The organism is Kitasatospora sp. NPDC088346 (genome assembly GCF_044740765.1).
Lineage (GTDB): Bacteria > Actinomycetota > Actinomycetes > Streptomycetales > Streptomycetaceae > Kitasatospora.
In genome coordinates this window covers 33,625-52,493 of sequence record NZ_JBIURH010000035.1, presented here as the reverse complement: position 1 = coordinate 52,493, position 18,869 = coordinate 33,625, and the positions used below count along the sequence as shown (strand labels likewise).

Annotated in this window: 18 protein-coding genes; 11 read left to right on the top strand and 7 right to left on the bottom strand. The window is 70.1% G+C overall.

Annotated elements, in window-relative coordinates; genetic code table 11:
* Position 1: 1 nt before the first annotated feature.
* Positions 2-1,645 carry an FAD-dependent oxidoreductase gene (locus ACIOFR_RS31315; protein ID WP_401002613.1) on the bottom strand — a complete coding sequence of 548 codons (1,644 nt, stop codon included), beginning with the start codon at positions 1,643-1,645 and terminating at the stop codon, positions 2-4.
* 338 nt (positions 1,646-1,983) lie between these two features.
* On the opposite strand from ACIOFR_RS31315, the gene ACIOFR_RS31310 reads away from it, so the two are divergent.
* The 8 genes from ACIOFR_RS31310 (at position 1,984) to ACIOFR_RS31275 (ending at position 7,865) form a co-directional block, all read left to right on the top strand.
* Positions 1,984-3,072, top strand: a complete 1,089-nt coding sequence (locus tag ACIOFR_RS31310; RefSeq protein ID WP_401002612.1) for a SchA/CurD-like domain-containing protein — start codon at positions 1,984-1,986, stop codon at positions 3,070-3,072.
* 80 nt (positions 3,073-3,152) lie between these two features.
* Entirely contained in the window at positions 3,153-3,593 is a 441-nt protein-coding gene (locus tag ACIOFR_RS31305; RefSeq protein WP_401002611.1) for a cupin domain-containing protein, read from the top strand.
* Positions 3,590-4,855: a beta-ketoacyl-[acyl-carrier-protein] synthase family protein gene (locus ACIOFR_RS31300; protein ID WP_401002610.1), complete on the top strand. Its 1,266-nt coding sequence runs from the start codon at positions 3,590-3,592 to the stop codon at positions 4,853-4,855. Before ACIOFR_RS31305 ends, ACIOFR_RS31300 begins: the two co-directional genes overlap by 4 nt.
* Positions 4,852-6,084, top strand: a complete 1,233-nt coding sequence (locus ACIOFR_RS31295; RefSeq protein ID WP_401002609.1) for a beta-ketoacyl synthase N-terminal-like domain-containing protein — start codon at positions 4,852-4,854, stop codon at positions 6,082-6,084. The genes ACIOFR_RS31300 and ACIOFR_RS31295 overlap by 4 nt, the downstream gene beginning before the upstream one ends.
* A 46-nt stretch (positions 6,085-6,130) precedes the next feature.
* The gene (locus ACIOFR_RS31290) at positions 6,131-6,385 is read left to right on the top strand and encodes an acyl carrier protein (protein WP_401002608.1); all 255 of its coding nucleotides are present in this window, start codon (positions 6,131-6,133) and stop codon (positions 6,383-6,385) included.
* 1 nt (position 6,386) lies between these two features.
* Positions 6,387-6,842, top strand: a complete 456-nt coding sequence (locus ACIOFR_RS31285) for an SRPBCC family protein (RefSeq protein ID WP_401002607.1) — start codon at positions 6,387-6,389, stop codon at positions 6,840-6,842.
* Positions 6,843-6,847: 5 nt separating this feature from the next.
* Positions 6,848-7,180: a TcmI family type II polyketide cyclase gene (locus ACIOFR_RS31280; protein ID WP_401002628.1), complete on the top strand. Its 333-nt coding sequence runs from the start codon at positions 6,848-6,850 to the stop codon at positions 7,178-7,180.
* Positions 7,181-7,499: 319 nt separating this feature from the next.
* Positions 7,500-7,865: a hypothetical protein gene (locus ACIOFR_RS31275; RefSeq protein ID WP_401002606.1), complete on the top strand. Its 366-nt coding sequence runs from the start codon at positions 7,500-7,502 to the stop codon at positions 7,863-7,865.
* Positions 7,866-7,944: 79 nt separating this feature from the next.
* On the opposite strand, the gene ACIOFR_RS31270 is transcribed toward ACIOFR_RS31275, so the two are convergent.
* A complete protein-coding gene (locus tag ACIOFR_RS31270; RefSeq protein WP_401002605.1) occupies positions 7,945-9,045 on the bottom strand; it encodes a methyltransferase in 1,101 nt (366 codons plus the stop codon).
* 50 nt (positions 9,046-9,095) lie between these two features.
* Positions 9,096-10,157 (bottom strand): nitrous oxide reductase family maturation protein NosD, encoded by a 1,062-nt coding sequence (locus tag ACIOFR_RS31265; RefSeq protein ID WP_401002604.1) that lies wholly within the window; start codon positions 10,155-10,157, stop codon positions 9,096-9,098.
* 248 nt (positions 10,158-10,405) lie between these two features.
* Between ACIOFR_RS31265 and ACIOFR_RS31260 the strand changes: the two genes are divergently transcribed.
* On the top strand, positions 10,406-10,912 hold the full coding sequence (locus tag ACIOFR_RS31260) for a pyridoxamine 5'-phosphate oxidase family protein (protein ID WP_401002603.1): 507 nt from the start codon (positions 10,406-10,408) through the stop codon (positions 10,910-10,912).
* 128 nt (positions 10,913-11,040) lie between these two features.
* Here ACIOFR_RS31260 and ACIOFR_RS31255 read toward each other — a convergent pair whose 3' ends face one another.
* Together ACIOFR_RS31255 and ACIOFR_RS31250 are read right to left on the bottom strand one after the other, a co-directional pair.
* Entirely contained in the window at positions 11,041-11,568 is a 528-nt protein-coding gene (locus ACIOFR_RS31255; RefSeq protein WP_401002602.1) for a gamma carbonic anhydrase family protein, read from the bottom strand.
* A gap of 237 nt (positions 11,569-11,805) precedes the next feature.
* Complete coding sequence (locus tag ACIOFR_RS31250) at positions 11,806-13,716, bottom strand: OmpL47-type beta-barrel domain-containing protein (protein ID WP_401002601.1); 1,911 nt, start codon at positions 13,714-13,716, stop codon at positions 11,806-11,808.
* A gap of 1,056 nt (positions 13,717-14,772) precedes the next feature.
* Between ACIOFR_RS31250 and ACIOFR_RS31245 the strand changes: the two genes are divergently transcribed.
* Together ACIOFR_RS31245 and ACIOFR_RS31240 are read left to right on the top strand one after the other, a co-directional pair.
* On the top strand, positions 14,773-16,269 hold the full coding sequence (locus ACIOFR_RS31245) for an AAA family ATPase (protein ID WP_401002600.1): 1,497 nt from the start codon (positions 14,773-14,775) through the stop codon (positions 16,267-16,269).
* Positions 16,270-16,301: 32 nt separating this feature from the next.
* Positions 16,302-17,018, top strand: coding sequence for an HNH endonuclease (locus tag ACIOFR_RS31240; protein ID WP_401002599.1), 717 nt, complete (start codon positions 16,302-16,304; stop codon positions 17,016-17,018).
* Positions 17,019-17,098: 80 nt separating this feature from the next.
* Here ACIOFR_RS31240 and ACIOFR_RS31235 read toward each other — a convergent pair whose 3' ends face one another.
* Together ACIOFR_RS31235 and ACIOFR_RS31230 are read right to left on the bottom strand one after the other, a co-directional pair.
* The gene (locus ACIOFR_RS31235; RefSeq protein WP_401002598.1) at positions 17,099-17,782 is read right to left on the bottom strand and encodes an HAD family hydrolase; all 684 of its coding nucleotides are present in this window, start codon (positions 17,780-17,782) and stop codon (positions 17,099-17,101) included.
* On the bottom strand, positions 17,779-18,627 hold the full coding sequence (locus ACIOFR_RS31230) for a GntR family transcriptional regulator (protein ID WP_401002597.1): 849 nt from the start codon (positions 18,625-18,627) through the stop codon (positions 17,779-17,781). The genes ACIOFR_RS31235 and ACIOFR_RS31230 overlap by 4 nt, the downstream gene beginning before the upstream one ends.
* Positions 18,628-18,869: the final 242 nt, after the last annotated feature.

The following is an 18,869-nucleotide window of genomic DNA, read 5'->3' as shown; positions in this document are numbered from 1 at the left end:
CTCACGCGTCGAGGCACAGCACCGCGCGCAGCGCCTGCGCCAGCACCGGCTCCGCGGCCGCGGAGCCCGCCGCCGGGGCGCCGGTGGCCCGCCAGGCCACGAACCCGTCCGGGCGCACCAGGACGGCGCCGTCGGCGCCCGTCCCGTAGGCCTCGGCCCAGCCGGGCCCGGGCTCCGGCGCGAGCTCGTGCTCGGGCCCGTCGCCGATCCGGTAGGCGGCCAGCGGGACGCCGTGCTGCCGGGCGAGCCGCTGTGCCGCGGCCCGCCAGGCCTCGCCGTCGGGGCCGGTGAGCAGCACCATCGAGTCCTCGAACAGGTCGAGGGTGGAGATCCGCACGCCCGCCCGGCGCACCCACAGGTGCGGCGCGCGGCTGCCCGGCTCGCCGGTCGCGGCGAAGCCGTCCGGCACCGGCGGCGCCTGCGGGTCGGTGCCCACGACCGCGCCCACCGGGTAGCGGTAGCCGAGGGCGACGGCCAGCACGTTCTTCTGGCGGCCGGTGCCGGGCACCGCGTCGTAGCCCGGGTGCCGGTGCTCGGCGGAGCGGGCGGAGGCCCGCGCTCCGGTGGCCTGGGCGACCGGCCGCCGCTCCTGACCGTAGGTCTCCAGCAGGCCGGGCCCGGCCCAGCCGCCGAGCACGGCGGCCAGCTTCCAGGCCAGGTTGTGGGCGTCCTGGATCCCGGTGTTGGAGCCGAACGCGCCGGTGGGGGACATCTCGTGGGCGGAGTCGCCGGCGAGGAAGACCCGCCCGGATTGGTAGCGCTCGGCCACCCGTTCGGCCGCGTGCCAGGGGGCCTTCCCGGTGATCTCGACCTCCAGGTCCGGCACCCCGACGGCGGCGCGGATGTGGGCGGCGCAGCGCTCGTCGGTGAAGTCCTCCAGGGTCTCGCCGCCGTCCGGGTTCCAGGGGGCGTGGAAGACCCACTGCTCCTGGTTGTCGACCGGCAGCAGTGCGCCCGGACCCTGAGGATTCGTCAGGTAGCAGGCGATGAAGTAGCGGTCGCCGACCACGTCGGCGAGCCGCTTGGCGCGGAAGGTGATGCTGACGTTGTGGAACAGGTCGCCCGGGCCCTCCTGCCCGATGCCCAGCCGCTCGCGGGCGGGGCTGCGCGGCCCGTCGGCGGCGATCAGGTAGTCGGCGTGGACGGTCCGCAGCGTGCCGGTCTCCCGGCTCCGCAGGACGGCCCGCACCCCGTCGGCGTCCTGCTCGAACTCCACCAGCTCGGTGCTGAAGCGCAGGTCGCCCCCGAGCTCGCGGGCCCGCTTCAGCAGGACCGGCTCCAGGTCGTTCTGGCTGCACAGGCACCACCCGGTCGGGCTGAACCGGGAGAGCGCGCCGCCGGGGTCGATCTCCCGGAACAGCCACTCCTGGTCCGCGCCGGTGAGGGTGTCCGCCTGGAGGATGCCGTGGTTGTCGGCCAGCACCGAGGCGGCCTCGCGGACCGCCTCTTCCACGCCGGCGGCCCGGAAGAGTTCCATCGTCCGGACGTTGTTGCCGCGTCCGCGCGGGTGGTGCGAGGTGTCCGAATGCTTCTCGACCAGGAGGTGTCTCACCCCGAGCCGCCCCAGGAAGAGCGAGGCGGACAGCCCCACCAGGGAGCCACCCACGATGAGGACCGGTACCCGGTCGCTGACCTCTGACTTCATCGAATCACTCCAGTCTCTGCGGGACGTGCGGCGGGATGCGGGCCTTCCGGCGGTCCTGCGCCGACCTCGGACAGCCCACGTACAGACTCCGGCGGAGAGGGCCCGTACGCCCGGTGAGGGGATGTCATGTCCCGGGTTTTCGCTCGGATGGCTTCCAGCCCTCGCGCCGTCCGTGACGGCGCCTCACGATCGAGCTCAGACCCGGTGGCCCGCACCCCGGCGGCGCCCGCTCCCCGCCGGACGCCGGATCCGACGTCCCGTCAGCTCGCGCGACCGGGCGCCGGACGCCGGACGCGGGCCCCCGGCACTGCCCGCCCTCCCAAGGAGAGACCGAAGACATGACGACCCTGACCGAACCCGTGTCGCGGCCCCAGGCCCTCGTCGCCTCGCGACTGCGCGTGGTGCTGTTCTGCGACATCATGGACGGCACCCAGCAGCGCTTCCTCGACGCCTACGAGCAGCTCCGCCACCAGGTCGCGGCCGTGCCCGGGCACGTCAGCGACCAGCTCTGCCAGTCGATCGAGGACCCCTCGCAGTGGCTGATCACCAGCGAGTGGGAGAGCGCCAAGCCGTTCCTGGCCTGGGTGGACAGCGAGGCGCACCGCGAGATGGTCAAGCCGCTGCACGGCTGCGTCCGGGACACCCGTTCGCTGCGGTACAACATCATGCGCGAGACCGCCGGCGACCGGACCTTCGACGGCCCGGCGCCGGTGACCGACGGCACCGTCCGGCACGCCCTCACCTTCAAGGTGAAGCCCGGCAGCGAGGCGGCCGTCGCGAAGATCCTCGCGGGCTACAGCTCGCCGGCCGCCCGGGTGGACGACCACACCCGGCTCCTGCGCACCTCGCTGTTCATGCGCGGCAACCGGGTGGTGCGCGCCGTCGAGGTCGCCGGCGACCTGGCCGCGGCCCTGCGCCACGTGGCGCAGCAGCCCGAGGTGCGGGCGGTCGAGGAGGCCATCAACCCGTACCTGGAGGAGGCCCGGGACCTGAACAACCCGGAGTCCGCGCGGTCCTTCTTCATGCGGGCCGCGCTGCCCGCGGTGCACCACGTGGCACGCTCCGCGGCGCCCGGCAGGGTCACCCGGTACGCGCTGCTGTACCCGGTCCGCAGCGGCTGCGGGGCGGCGCTGGCCGACCTGCTGGCGGCCCAGGACCAGCTCGCGGTGGCCGAGCCGGGCGGGGTGGTCGCGGCCGCCACGCTGTTCCAGCGCGAGGACGTGGTGGTCCGCGTCGTCGACCTGACGGCCGCCCCGGAGACCTCGCCCGACGTGGTGCTCGGCGTGGTCGGCGACCGCTCCGAGGGCGTGTTCGCCCGGCTGGTCGACCTCGACGGGCACGAGCTGAGCGACGGCGCGGCGGTCGGCCGCTTCCTCGCAGAGTGCCGGATGGACCTGGTCACCGACCGCCGCTCGAAGGACGCCTGAACCCGCGTCGTCCCCCCGTCCCGGGGCGGCGGCCCGCCCGCTCCGGGGTCTTCCCCGTCAGTCATCTTGGAGGTAGCACCATGACCACGCAGTTCCCACACATCGTGCACGTCGACGAGGCCGAGCCGAACCGACGACGCGGCGGTGACCTGCGCGCGATGCTCACACCGACCACCGTGGGCGCCACCAGCGGGTTCATGGGCCTGGCCATCGTGCAGCCGGGAGACCGGATCGGTGAGCACTACCACCCGTACTCCGAGGAGTTCGTCTTCGTCGTGTGCGGCGACCTGGAGGTCGACCTCGACGGGGTCGCCCACCCGCTGCGCCCGCAGCAGGGCCTGATGATCCCGCTCAACATGCGGCACCGCTTCCGCAACGTCGGCGACACCGAGGCCCGGATGGTCTTCCACCTGGGCCCCCTGGCCCCCCGGCCCGAGCTCGGGCACGTGGACACCGAGGAGACCCCCGTCGACCAGTCGGCCCGGGCCGTTCCCCCGGAACACGCCCGGGTGAACTCGTGACCAGGCGGGTGGCGGTCACCGGGATCGGCATCGTGGCCCCCGGTGGCGTCGGTGTCCGGGCCTTCTGGGACCTGCTCACCGCGGGCCGGACGGCGACCCGCGGCATCACCCTCTTCAACCCGGAGGGCTTCCGCTCCCGGATCGCCGCCGAGTGCGACTTCGACCCGGCGGCCCACGGCCTGGACGCCGAGCAGATCGCCCGTGCCGACCGGTACGTGCAGTTCGCCCTGGTCGCCGCCGCCGAGGCGGTCGGCGACTCGGGCCTCGACCTCGCCGCCGAGGACCCCTGGCGGATCGGGGTCTCGCTCGGCACCGCAGTCGGCGGCACCACCCGGCTGGAGCACGACTACGCCCTGGTCAGCGCCGGCGGCGCGCGCTGGGACGTGGACCACCGCAAGGCCGAACGGCACCTGCACCGGGCCTTCGCGCCCAGCACGCTGGCCTCCGCCGTCGCGGAGCAGAGCGGCGCGCACGGCCCGGTGCAGACCGTCTCGACCGGTTGCACCTCCGGCCTCGACGCGGTCGGCTACGCCTTCCAGTCCATCCAGGACGGGCGGGCGGACGTCTGCATCACCGGCGCCTCCGACTCGCCCATCTCCCCGATCACCGTGGCCTGCTTCGACGCCATCCACGCGACCTCCGAGCGCAACGACGACCCGGCGCACGCCTCCCGGCCGTTCGACGCCAACCGGGACGGCTTCGTGCTCGGCGAGGGCGGCGCCGTCCTGGTGCTGGAGGAGCTGGAGCACGCCCGCCGCCGGGGCGCCCGGGTGTACTGCGAGGTCGGCGGCTTCGCGACGTTCGGCAACGCCTACCACATGACGGGACTCACCCAGGAGGGCCGGGAGATGTCCGAGGCGATCGACAGCGCCCTGGCCCAGGCCCGGGTGAACAGCTCCGACATCGACTACGTCAACGCGCACGGGTCCGGCACCAAGCAGAACGACCGGCACGAGACCGCCGCCGTCAAGCGCTCGCTCGGCGCGCACGCGTACGCGACGCCGATGAGCTCGATCAAGTCGATGGTCGGCCACTCGCTCGGCGCCATCGGCGCCATCGAGCTGGTGGCCTGCGCCCTGGCCCTGGACAACGGCGTGGTCCCGCCGACCGCCAACTACGAGACGCCCGACCCGGAGTGCGACCTCGACTACGTGCCGAGGACCGCCCGCTCGGTCGCGCTGCGCAACGTCCTGTCGGTCGGCAGCGGCTTCGGCGGCTTCCAGTCCGCCGTGGTGCTCCGGCGCGAGGGGGTGACGGCATGACGGCCGCCCGGACACCCCGCCGCGCCGTGGTCACCGGCATCGGCGTCGTCGCGCCCAACGGCGTCGGCGCCGACGACTTCTGGAAGGCGACCCGCGAGGGCGCCTCCGTGCTCGGCCCGATCACCCGGGAGGGCTGCGAGCGGATGCCGCTGCGGGTCGCCGGGGAGGTGCACGGCTTCGACGCGCAGGCTGCCATCGAGGGCCGGTACCTCGTCCAGACCGACCGCTTCACGCACTACGCGATGGCCGCGGCCGACCTCGCGCTGGAGGACGCCCGGCTCACCGCCGACCCCGAGGACCCGTTCCGGGTGGGCGTGGTGACCGCGGCCGGCTCCGGCGGCGGCGAGTTCGGCCAGCGGGAGCTGCAGAACCTCTGGGGCCAGGGCCCGCACTTCGTCGGCCCCTACCAGTCCATCGCCTGGTTCTACGCCGCCAGCACCGGCCAGATCTCCATCCGCGGCGGCTTCAAGGGGCCGTGCGCGGTGGTGGCCAGCGACGAGGCCGGCGGCCTGGACGCGGTGGCGCACGCCGTCCGGACCATCCGGCGGGGCACCGACCGGGTCGTGGTCGGCGCCGCCGAGGCGCCGCTCGCCCCGTACTCGATGGTCTGCCAGCTCGGCTACCGCGAGCTCAGCCTCGGCGCGGACCCGGACCTCGCCTACCTGCCGTTCAGCGCGGCCGCCCGCGGCTTCGTGCCGGCCGAGGGCGGTGCGATGTTCGTGGTCGAGGACGAGGAGTCGGCCCGCGCCAGGGGCGCCCGGATCCGGGCCGTCGTCGCGGGTCACGCCGCCACCTTCACCGGCGCGTCCCGCTGGGCCGAGTCCCGGGAGGGCCTCGCCCGTGCGATCCGCGGCGCACTGGAGGAGGCGCGCTGCGCCCCCGACGAGATCGACGTGGTCTTCGCGGACGCCCTCGGCGTCCCGGAGGCCGACCGGGCCGAGGCGCTGGCCCTCGCCGACGCCCTCGGCGAGCACGCCACCCACGTCCCGGTCACCGCACCCAAGGCCGGCACCGGCCGTGCCTACTGCGGCGCACCGCTGATCGACGCCGCGGCCGCGGTGCTCGCCATGGAACACGGCCTGGTGCCGCCCACCCCCAACGTCACCGACGTCTGCCACGACCTCGACCTGGTGACCGGCTACCCGCGGACGGCCGGGCTGCGCACCGCCCTGGTGCTGAGCCGGGGGCTGATGGGCTCCAACGCGGCCCTGGTGCTGCGCCGGCCGTGACCCCGGCCAGGAACCGCCCGACCGACCCGACAAGGAGAACACCCTGATGGACCACCACCTGACCCACGAGGAACTCGCCGAACTGATCAAGACCCGGGCCGGCATCACGATCGCCGCCGACGCGATCGAGCACCCCGACGCGACCTTCGACGAGTTCGGGGTCGACTCGCTCGGCCTGCTCGGCATCGTCGGCGAGCTGGAGAACCGGTACGGCACCCAGATCACGCCCGGTGCCGAGATGTCCAAGACCCCGCAGCAGTTCCTCGACGCCGTCAACTCGTCCGTGAAGACAGGAGCCTGACATGCCCGGCCACACCGACAACGAGATCCTCATCAACGCCCCGGTGGACCTGGTCTGGGAGATGACCAACGACCTGGAGAGCTGGCCGCAGCTGTTCAGCGAGTACGCCACCGTCGAGGTCCTGGAGCGCGAGGGGCAGCGGACCATGTTCCGGCTCACCATGCACCCGGACGAGAACGGCACGGTCTGGAGCTGGGTCTCCGAGCGCGAGACCGACCGCGCCGCCCTCGCCGTCAAGGCCCGCCGGGTCGAGCCCGGACCGTTCGAGTTCATGGACATCCGCTGGGAGTACGCCGAGGCGCCGGACGGCACCCGGATGCGCTGGATCCAGGACTTCGCCATGAAGCCGACCGCCCCGGTCGACGACGCCGCGATGACCAACCACATCAACCGCAACTCGCGGATCCAGATGGAGCTGATCAGGGAGAAGGTCGAGAAGCGGGTGGCCAACGCATGAGCGAGCTGCACCGCACCCTGATCGTCGCCCGGATGAAGCCGAAGTCGGCCGAGGGCATCGCCGAGGTCTTCGAGGCCTCCGACCGCGGTGAACTCCCGCACCTGATCGGCGTCACCGGACGCAGCCTGTTCCAGTTCGGCGACCTCTACATGCACCTGATCGAGGCCGACCGCCCGCCCGGCCCCGAGGTCGCCCGCCTCGCCGGCCACCCCGAGTTCCGCGAGGTGAGCCGCCAGCTCACCGCGTACGTGGAGGCCTACGACCCGGCGACCTGGCGCGAGCCGAAGGACGCGATGGCCCGCGAGTTCTACCGCTGGGAGCGTCCCCGCACCTCGTGACACCGGCCCGGGCACTCCGCGACGCCCGCCCGGGCACCCCGAACCGATGGAGACCCACCGACGGCTGCAGGTCGAGCGCCCGGTGACCGCGACGGTCACCGGCGCCGACCGCTTGCACTCGCAGCCGCCCGCCCGCCGCCCGCCCGGAGAACCGGAACGGCCGTACCGGAGCTCGTCCGACGAGCCCCCGGCCGCCGGTGACCGTCGCGGGTTCCGCGCGTTCCCGACCACCTGCGGCACGCCGCAGGCGCAGTGCCGTGCGTCCCCTCTTGCCGACCGGATCGGCAAACGCACCGAAGGTATCGAAAGGAAGATCCCCATGCGTTCTGCACGCACCCTTCTCACCGGGGCGGCGCTCGCCGCGACCGTGCTCCTGGCCGGCCCGGTCGCCCAGGCCGACGACGGTTCCGAGGCCCGCCCCGAGCTGACCTGGGAGCAGAAGCAGGCCAAGGCCGCCTCGCCCGAGGGGCAGAAGACCTGGGCGGAGAAGCAGGCGTCGGCCGCGGCCGAGGGCGGCCAGGCGGCGAAGCCGACCGGTGGCGTGCACGCGGGCGGCGGCGGCACGGCCCTCACGCCCGGCGGGTCCGTCGCCGGGCAGGTCGCCGGCTCGGTCCTGCTGGCCGGCGGCCTCGCGGCCGGCGCGGTGGCGCTGCGCCGCCGCGCGGCCGGGAACGCCGCCCGCTGACCCCCTCGCACGCGCACAGCGATCCGGCCCGTCGGCTCAGCCGACGGGCCGGATCGCGGTCTCCCCGAGTTTCCCCGGGTCAGGCGGGAACGACGCTCTCGAACGCGTGCAGGTACGGGTTGACCGGCCGGACGTCCTGGACGAGCAGGCCGGCCTCGGTCATCAGGGAGAGCATGCTCTCCCGGGAGTGCTTGGCGCCGCCGACGTTCAGGAGCAGCATCAGGTCCATCGCCGTGGTGAACCGCATCGAGGGGCTGTCGTCGACCAGGTTCTCCACCACCACCACCCGGGCGCCCGGGCGGGCGGCGGCCAGCACGTTGCGCAGCGTGCGGCGGGTGCTCTCGTCGTCCCACTCCAGGATGTTCTTGATGATGTAGAGGTCCGCGCGGACCGGGATGTCGACCCGGCAGTCGCCCGGGACGAGCTTCGCGCGGTCGGCGAGGACGCCGCCCGGCCGCAGCCTGGCGTCGGCGTTCTCGACCACCTGGGGGAGGTCGAGCAGCGTGCCGTGCAGCGCCGGGTGCTTCTCCAGCAGGCTGGCCAGCACGTGGCCCTGGCCGCCGCCGATGTCCACCACGCTGGAGACGCCGTCGAGGTCGAGGAAGGCCGCGAGGTCGGCGGCGGACTGGCGGCTGGAGCTGGTCATGGCCTGGTTGAAGACCCGGGCCGAGTCGCGCGCGTCGTCGTGCAGGTAGTCGAAGAACTCCTTGCCGAACACGTCCGGGAAGATGTTGCGGCCGGTGCGGACGGCCTCGTCCAGGCGGGGCCAGGCCTGCCAGGTCCACGGCTCGGTGCACCACAGGGCGATGTGGTGGAGGGTGTTCGGGGCGTCCTGGCGCAGCTGACGGGACATGTCGGTGTGGGCGTAGCGGTCGTCGTCCGTCTCGGTGAACACGCCGTAGCAGGACAGCGCCCGCAGCAGCCGGCGCAGCGGTCTCGGCTCGGCGTGGACGGCCGTGGCCAGCTCCTCGACGGTCGCGGGCCGCTCGCCGAGCGCGTCGGCGACGCCCAGCGACGCGGCGGCGCGGACGGCGGCCGCGCAGGCCGCGCCGAAGACCAGCTCGCGCAGGCGCATGGCGGCTTGCGGGGATCCGGGCGGTGCGGCGCCGGCGGCCGCCGGGGGCGGGGGCGTCGGCTTCGCCGTGCTGCGGCGGGCGGCGGTCGGTCGTGCGGTGGTCATCGGGTCACCTTTCTCGTGGCGGGGATCCGGCCCCGGCGGGGCCGGGCTGGTCAGCAGTGGCCGGACGGTTCGGAGACCCGGCAGGTGTTTCCGGCGAAGGAGTTGTCCGTCCCGGCGGCGTCGCGGTCGGCGAGGTCGGCCGGGCCGTTGCGGAGGACGATGTTGTCCTGGACGGTGATCCGGCTGTTCGGGGTGCCCACCACGCTGCGGAACAGCACGATGCCGCCGGACATCGGCGAGGCGCCCTCGTTGTCCTCGACGCGGTTGCCGCTCACCTCGGTGTCCTCCACGCCGGTGAGGAGGATGCCGGTGCCCTGGATGTAGTCGAGCCGAGGGTTGGGCGGGCAGTACCGGTTGTTGGCGAAGACGTGGTTCTGGCGGACGGTCAGCGCGCCGGCCTTCGGGACGCCCTCGTCGCCCACGACGAAGACGCCGCCGCAGTTGCCGGAGATGCTGTTCTGCTCGACGGTCAGCTCCCGGGCCCGGCGGACCACGACGCCGATCCGGTTGCCGGTGAGGCGGTTGCCGCTGATCACGGCACCCCGGGTGTCCAGGCCCCCGCCCTCCTCGTTGGCGGCGTTCGCCAGGAAGACGCCGGCCTGGCCGTTGTTCCTGGCCTCGTTGCCGACCACCGTGGACCGGGTGGACTTCTCCTGGCTGATGCCCTGCTGGCCGTTGTCGCGGGCGACGATGCCGCGGACCTGGAGACGGTCCGTCATGGTGGCGGTGAGGCCGTTCTTGCTGAACCCCTGGAGGGTGAGCGCCTCGATCCGCACCCCGGACAGCGGGGTGGTGGCGGTGCCGCTGATGCACAGGCCGTGGCCGGCCGCGGCGCAGGCCTGCCCGGTCGGGGTCTCGGCCGGGGAGATCACGGTGGCCCGGCCGGCCCCGCGGATGGTGAGGTTGGGGGTGGTGACCTGCACGCTCCCGCGGTAGGTGCCGGCGAGGAGCTGGATGCCGTCGCCGGGGGAGGCGGCGTCGACGGCCTGCTGGATCGACTCACCCGGCCGGACCACGTGCCAGCTCGTCGCGTGGGCGGGGGGTGCCGTTCCCAGGGCGGCGAGCAGGGCGGCGGCGAAGCCCGCGCAGTAGTGAATCGGTCGTGTGGGCATGGGTGGTGACCTGCCTTCCGGGAGTTCGGTGGAGTCCGTGGGCGGTGACGTGCCGAGGCCCCGCGGGGTGCACGCCCGTCGGATCGAAGCTATGGGCGATCGGAGGGGGCCGCCACTCAGGGTGTCCGTGTGGATTCCGAGGGTGAAGGGGGGTGTGCCTGCGCGTCCGTCGCGTGTCGCGGCCGTACGGTGGGCGCAGCCCGCACCGGCGGGCGGTCGACGGCGTGCTGCCGCACGGAGGTGATCCGGTGTTGGAACCGTCCCGGGCCCGCCCGCACATGCCCGGTTACGGGATCCTGCCGGCGGACGAGGGCACCGGTCTGCTCCCGTGGTCGTGGGCCTGCGAGCGGCTGACCGGCTCGCACGACTACTGGCTCTCCACCGTGCGGCCGGACGGCAGGCCGCACGCGATGCCGGTGTGGGGCGTCTGGCTCGACGGCGCGCTCTGGTTCAGCAGCAGCCGGGCCTCGCGCAAGGCCCGCAACCTGGCCGCCCGCGCCGACTGCGTGGTGACCACGGACGACCCGCACGAGCCGGTGGTACTGGAGGGCCGGGCCGCCACGGTCGTCGACCCGGCGGGGATCGCCGTGTTCCTGGCCGCGCTCAACGGGAAGTACGGCACCGCCTACGGGATCGACTTCCTCGACCCGGCGGTGAATTCGACCTTCCGGGTGCGGCCCTCCGAGGTGTTCGGCCTGGTGCAGGAGGACTTCACGGGCTCGCCCACCCGGTGGAGCTTCCCGGCGGAGCACTGAGACCGGTGCGCTCGGACGGGCGCTCGGGCCGGCGCTCGGGCCGTCTCCCCGGTGGGCCTCCCGTCGTCACCGGCGCGCGGTGGACCGCGCGCCGGCGTGTACCCGGGGGTGAGCGTGGGCGTGGGCGGTCAGGGAGCCTCGATCTCGGCGTGCGCCAGGGCGAGCAGGACGTACCCCTCGCCGTTGGCCTTGATGCCCGCCCGCTCCTCCTCGGTGAGCTCCCGCCGGACCTTGGCGGGCACCCCGGCGACCAGGGATCCCGGCGGCACCTGCATCCCCTGCGGCACCACGGCGCCGGCCGCGACCAGCGACCCGGCGCCGATCCGGGCACCGTTGAGCACCGTGGCGCCCATGCCGACCAGCACGTCGTCCTCGACCGTGCAGCCGTGCAGCACCGCGTTGTGGCCGACCGAGATCCGTTCCCCGAGCACCGCGGGGAAGCCGAGGTCGCTGTGCACCGTGCAGTTGTCCTGGATGTTGGTGTCCGCGCCCACCACGATGGACTCGGCGTCACCCCGCAGGACGGCGCCGTACCAGACGCTCGCGCGGGGGGCGACGGTGACCGATCCGACCACCACCGCGTTGGGGGCGACGAACGCCGTGGGGTCGACGTCCGGGACACGGCCGGCGACGGCGGCGATCAGGGGCTCTGCCATGGTTCTCCCTCAGCTGGTGACGGCCGTACGGCCCCGGCCGGCCTTGCGGCCCTGGCTCGCCAGGCAGGCTACCCGCGGAGGGGCGGTGGCCGTGGGGGAACCTTCCTGACGGGCGGTCGGGCGGTCGGGCCGTGCGGCGAGCGCGGCCGGGCATGCGGGGACCCCCGGGCCGGAGGGGTGGCCCGGGGGTCCTGCGGAGCGGTCAGACACGCGGGAGCGGAGCACCCGCGGCCGGCGTCACGACGTCTGCTGCCAGCCGTCGTGCCGTCCGCCGTCGCAGTCGATCCGGATCGTCAGCGACCTGGTCTCCTCCAGGTTCTGCGAGTGGTCGACCGAGCGGTACAGCAGGGTGTGCTCGCCGTCGCCGCCCACCCGGACCGGGCCGGTGTACTCACGCCAGCCCGCGCCGTCGAGGTTGTACTCGGTCCTCGCCACGCCGGAGATGTCGTCCGTCGCGGTGAGGGTGACGGTGACGTCCTCGTGGTGGACCTGGTGCTTCCCGGGGTGCGGGTACGTCGTCGCCGTGGTGACCGGCGGTGTGGTGTCCACCGGGAGGTCCATGGCGGCCTCGTCGGGCGCCAGCTCGTCGTCGGGGGTCGGCGCCGGGACGCCGCCGGAGTCACCGGGGTGGCTGATCGAGCCGCCGCGCAGCTGGACGGCGTTCCAGTCGTCGTGGCCGGTGAGGGCGGTGATCTGCCCGTCGTTGTTGGTGTCGGCCGAGACCGGGTTCTCCTCGATCATGCCGTTGCAGTTCCAGTCGACCTGGCCGGCGGAGGCCAGCACGGTGACGAACGAACCGCCCCCGGTCGGCTTGGCGCAGTAGTGCCGGACGTCGAAGCTGCCCGTGCTGCCCGGGTACTGGCGCTCGTTCAGGCTGCTCTCCTGCAGCGAGGCCGCCTGCCGGGAGTAGTCCATCAGACCGGTGGTGGTCCCGGAGGCCAGACCCATCTGGTACGAGTAGTTCATCACGCTGAAGTACTGCGGCCGGTGGTTGGGCAGGTCGAAGTCGCCGCCGTGCCGCAGGCCGAGGTTGTGGCCGAGCTCGTGCATGAACGTCCCGGCCTGCTCGTTGACCGTGCCGACGCTGTTGGTGAAGCTGCCCAGGCTGACGATGAAGTCGCTGGCCGGGGTGCCGGCGGAGATGCCGCTGGATCCGGAGCCGGGTTCCAGGTTGTGGGCGGAGATCGCGTAGTGGAAGATCGACGCCCGCCCGGTGTTCACGAAGCCGCCCGTGGTGGCCGTCTTCAGCGCGTTGAAGGCGTTCCAGGTGTACATCCCGTTCGCGTCCTTGACCCCCAGGTTGGTGGTCTCGGTCAGCGCCTTCGCCTTGCTGAGGGTGCCCCAGGTCGCGCCGGTCGCGAAGTTGAGGACGCTGTTGGGCCCGGCGTCGACGTGCAGGTTGATGCCGGTCGTCGGGGAGTGCCGGTTGAACGGCGACTTCGCGAAGGCGTCGACCACCTTCCTGATCGCCTGCGGGTCGAGCGCGTGGCTGTGGGCCGTGCCGGCCATCCAGTCGAGCTGGACGAAGACGTCCGGCTTGTTCACGTCCGCACCCATCTTGGGCAGGTCGATGAACTGCGGGGCGGCGCCGTTGCCCGGGTTGATGGTGACGCCGTTGCGCTTCCAGTCGTCGGGGATCCCGTCGCAGGTCGTGGAGTTGCAGTCGAAGGTGAACCGGGCGGGCGAGGTCGGGTCCGCGCCGCCGCTGAGGCTCACCACGTAGCCGGTGGGCGCCTTCTGCGTGAAGCTGTTCTCCCCCGCGAGCGGGACGATCCAGCCCACGTCCACGGTCGCCGTGCCCTCGCCCGCGACCTGGTAGGAGACCGTTCCCTCGGTGCCGGCGAGGTCGCCGCACGCCACCGCCGTCCAGCGGCCGGTGGTCCCCGCGTTGATCCGCCCCGGAGCCGGGGCGAGCAGGCAGCCGTGCGCGACGTTGATGGCCGAACCGATCAGGTCCCGGTCGCTGTTGTTGACGACCTCCACGGTCACCGTGCCGCCCGCCCGGCGCGCGGCGGCGGCCGGCGTGATGGTCGCGACGACGGTGAGCAGGGCGAGCGCCATCACGAACAGGGCCGCGAACCCGCTCCGCCGCGACGCACCCGGCGCGGCCGGACCCCCGGGAACACCGGGAAAACGTTCTGTATTCATACGGTCACGCTAGGTGTCGAGCCCCCGTCGACCGCCCGCGACCCGTCCGGTTTGTCACTCCGACGGCCGCGTCGGCAGCCGCCCGGACCCGCCCGGGCCACCGCCGCGACAGGAGGCGGACGCAGAAGCCTTCCTGTCCACCCGTCACCGAGCCCCGGGTCGACCGCCCTTGCCGTCCACTGTCGGCGCACACGACAGAGGCCCTGCCGGATTTCTCCGGCAGGGCCTCTGCACTGGGTCGGGGTGGCGGGATTTGAACCCACGGCCTCTTCGTCCCGAATGAGGTCCGGATTCGCTAGGCACCTGCCACGACTGGGATCCATGCAGCTCAGGCCGTTGGTCTGCGTTGGCTTGGCCTGCCTTCGGAGACCCCTGATGGCAAATGCTTCTCCCGGAGTTCTCCCAGCCGCCACTCCGGCGAGGTCTAGTGGCCGGAAGCGGGCCTCGGCTCACGAGTCCACTTGCCTTCCGTTCGCGCACCCGTGGGCGGGCCAGGTCTGTGTTGGTTCAACCTGCGCGGGCAGCACGCCTCGACAGTAGCTTGCAGCGGCCCTCTGCGGGACGCGCTAGCTGGCTTCTACTGGTACCGCGCATCGAACCACTGACCGCTACCCGGGCCCGCCAGTCCTGACGGTGGGCTGCGGTGCCGGCGAGGAGGGCACATGTGCTTTGGCCCACCAGAGGACTCATCAGCTGGGAGTGTTGACGGAGATGCCTGCCGGCTCTGGCCTACGGTTCTGCCCTCGAGAGGCCGCTAGCCGAGCAGACGATGGAGGCTGGTTAGCCGTCAGTAGCTCCCTATACAGTCGCGGTCGCCAGCTGGAAGTCCCACAAATCTTCGGTTGGAGTAGCCAAACCGGGTACCGTCACTGTCATGGATGAGAGGGGCCGACGAGCGGGGCGCATGCGGCATCAGTTCTCTTCTCGCATGCGCTTGCTAGAGCGCGACGCTAGCCCCAACTCCTTCGACAGTTTGCGGGGAGTTGCGATGCAGACCTCCGTGGCTGACGCCACGTCCAACAGATCCCGCGCCCTGTACCTGAGGGAGAATTTGGAATGTACGTAAATAAGCTGACTATGAATGGCGTTCGAGGATTCGACGGAAAGCGAAAAGTTGCACTCGATTTCGCGCGGCCAGACGGCAGCTATGCAGGCTGGACCGTCCTAGCCGGACGCAATGGGTCGGGCAAGACGACGCTCCTTCGGGCGATTGCCATTGGCCTCATCGGGCAACGACTGTCAATGCAGCTGGAAGATACTCTTGAGGGGTGGCTTTCAGAAAACAGGAAGCAGGGAAGTATCGCTCTGGAGATCTCGAATGACCCACTCTGGGATGCGGGATATTCGGAGGAGACCTTGGGCACGGTCGCGATGTCTTGGAGGTTTGGGTCGGGCCGGTCCAGGAAGGTAATGGATGAGGCTCTTTTTGAGTATCGACTCAAAGAGCGCAATGAATTCCGCCACTTCATCGCACCTGAGCTCCAAGAGCACCTTCTGCTCGATCGAGTATCGGTATCCTTCAAGGCTGATGCCCTCCTAGGGGAAGTGCTTTGGTCGGGATCAAGGATTCCTGGATGGTTTATTGCTGCATATGGCCCTTTCCGCAGGTTGACGGGTGGAGACAGCGATTTTGAGCGATCCCCTGTTAATTCAAAGAATCCACGATCCAGCCGCATCCCCGACTACGCGGATAAGATGTTCGCGGTTCGGACTCTTTTTAGTGAAAGGGATTCGCTTTCGGAGGCGGTCGCTTGGCTTGTCCGTCTTCATTTGCAGCGCCTTGAGGAGCAGCAAGAGAATGTAAATTCGCGAGGATCGGCGGAGCTTCTGGAAGCCATCTTCGAGCTGCTCCAGGATGGCCTTCTCCCAGATCACTATAAAGTTGATCGTGTGGACTCGCAGGGCCTCTGGATCATTCATGATGAGACCGGAAGGTCCACACCTCTTCGCCAGATGAGCGACGGTTATCGGACCGTCGTTGCCTTGGTGCTAGATATTATCCGGCGCATGTTTGCAGCCTATCCTTATCCAGACGTTCATCGCGTTGTGTATCAAGATGGACGTCCGACGCTTCGGCATCCAGGGGTAGTCCTGATCGATGAGGTGGACGCGCATCTCCATGTTTCATGGCAGCAGCGGATTGGTGCTTGGTTGAAGCTTCATTTCCCTCAAGTGCAGTTCATCGTTACGACGCACAGCCCATACATCTGTCAGGCCGCGGACGAGAACGGCCTTATCAGGCTACCTGGTCCGAGTGAAGCTAGCCCCCCGAGCGTCGTTGACCAAGACCTCTACAGGCGGGTGGTTTATGGCACGGGGGATGACGCGGTAATCTCCGACCTTTTCGGGCTCGATACGCCATATTCAATGGAGGCTCAGGATCTTCGAAAGCGACTCTTGCGCCTGGAGAGGCTTCTGATCAGTGGACATGCCTCGGATGAGGATGTTGAATCGCTCCGGGAGATTAAGGTGCAACTCTCCAGTTCCCCAGTTACTCGTGTCGATGAAATCTCCGTCCGACTGCTAGGTGATTCCAATGGCGGTGGAATTTGATTCCCATTCGTCGAGTCGATCTGCCTAGCTCGGTGGAGTCTAAGCTTGCAATCCTTACCGGAGAGGTCGAGGCGTCGAGCGATCGCCTTAAGACGGTATCACTGGCGTGGAATCGGCAGACATTTAGGCGCGACGGGTACGCACCAGCACTGGAGGCGCTTCGAGGGATGGCGGCGGGTCATGACTGCTGCATGTACTGCGGGCAGAACCTCGCGGATCACATCGACCATTATGTGCCTGTTCATAGCGATCCCATGAAAGCCTTCATGTGGCTGAACTACCTACTTGCCTGCAGTACGTGCAACAGCAGGTTCAAGAAGGGTATTCATGAAGTTGATTCCGTGGGGGTTCCCATGCTTGTCAATCCGACGGCCGAAGATCCCTTTGTGCATCTCCACTTGATCCTGGATACGGGTGAATACTTCGGCATTTCGGATAGGGGAGAATATACGGTCAGGACTTGCGGGCTTAACAGTGAGAAGCGCCCCGACGCTCGTCGCCATGCGCTTGAGCTGATGTCCCTGGCTATTGGGCAGTGGATGAACGCCCGAGTTGAGGGCGCCTTGGCTGAGATGGATAGGGCGGCTAGCGTTATCCGAGATCAGCCTTTTGCTGCAGTCTTCCAATCTATGCTCAGGCAGGCTATGAGGGTCGACGCAGACGTGCTATTTTCTGGCATAGGTGATGCTCAACTACTGAATATGCTACGAGATCCTAGAGTGCAGGGCGACCTGAGATTATCTGTCTAGGTAGATTCTTGTGAATCGATGAGCGCGGTGAATCGTGATGCCGGCTGGCAGCGATTTCCCTGTCGCTACTCGAAGTGGGCTTAGACCAAGGCGTCTGCAATCGCTTGCATTGAGTGCACGATGGCAATCGCGCCAGCGGCGGACAGCCTGGCATCTTTCCCTGGTTTGTTGGCGTAGCCGATGGTGGGGACGCTGGCTGCGTCTCCGGCTTCCACGTCGCGGGCTGCGTCGCCGATGAAGACACACTCCTCAGGTCGAGTGCCCGCAGCTTCCATGGCTGCCAGTAGGAGGTACGGGTTCGGCTTCATCGATGACGGGTTGCCAGGTACCCGTCCGAAGACTCCGCTCACGCAGTCGCTCAGGCCGTGATCGGCCAGGTAAGCCTTGATTGCTACGGTGGCGTTGTTGCTGACGACAGACACTGACCGGCCCGAGTCTGCGCAGGCACGTAGAACCGATTCTCCGCCCGGAGTCGGCCGACCCACGCGCGCGGCTTCGGTCTCCAGCGCTGTCAGCAGGTTGTCTGCGCGAGCGGTCAGGTTCGGTCGGGCATCCGAGATCAAGCGAAGCAATGCGAGCGGGTCCTTCTCTCCTTCGCCTCCAGGCGGGGCCTGCCCGATGGCGAGCAGGCCCTCACGAAGTCGTTCCGCCACCTCAGGGGCTGGCAGCCCCGCGAAGACGGAGCAGATCGGGCCGTCGAAGTCGAGCAGGACGTGCTTCACCGGCCGGAGCACGTCCGCGAGCGACTGGGGGACCGTGCTCATCGCTGGCGCTCGTAAGCGATGGTGGTCCATACGCTGTCGAACCACATCTGGGCCTGCTGGACGTACTGCGACCCGAGCGACGCGTCATCAGGGCCGGCGGCATGGTGGAACAGGGTGGTGTCCTTGCCGGTCACGTCGTAGAAGGTGTGGTCGGCACCCTCGACCGCGATGGTCCGCTCGCGCAGCGGATAGAAGCCGAAGAAGGCTTCCGACCGGTTGAGGATGTACAGCTTGAACAGGCTCGACGCCCGGTGGACCTTGACCTGGACGCTCGCCGACTGAACCAGCCCCAGCTCTGCCAGCACCTCCACCGAGTGGGCGATGCCACCTGCGTTGGTCAGCGCGATGTTCCTGGCCCGCTCGCGAAGTGCCACCTCGTCAGCGAGGCCGTCGACCAGTACAGGGACGGCCATCGGCGCTGTGGTGTCTGGCAGCAGCAGTCGGACGGTGATCGACTCCGGCGTCAGCCGACCGGAGCGGACTTTGTCGAGTGGCTCTTGCATCGCGTTGTGCAGCGTCTCGCTAGAGAATCCGGCGAAGTCGAGCGTGACTTGCTGCTGCTCGAAGGCTGCTTCAAGGTGCGGCCGAAGTCCGACCGGGCGAGATGTCCGCTCTCGGACGAATGAGCCGCTTCCCTGCCGGGTCACGATCAGCCCCTCGCTCCGGAGCAGGTCGAGAGCTTTGTCCACAGTGCCGCGTGCCACGCCGAAGTACTTGGCCAGCTCGGGTCCGGACGGAAGTTTGTCGCCGGTCTCGAACCCCGGCTTCTTCGTAAGAATCGAGGCCCGCAGGGCGCTGCTGACCTGCTGATACGGGGGTCGGGAGTCATCGGGGTCTAGGGCCATGGGCCAATGCTAGGGCAGACGCCCAACAGACGCGAGAGACCTGACCCTCTTGACCTGCCTAAGCAGGTTCTCTATGTTGAGAGTGCCGCAACCGGGAGATGCGGGAGCGGCGCAGAGGGGCCTTCTTTGGGCTGCTCTGACCTGCACGAACGTGGCCCTGAGGGCGCGCGACAGCCGCCTGCACGGGCTGCTGAGAGCTGAGGCGGAGGACGCTGCAATCTCCGCAAAGGCCAGGGGACAGG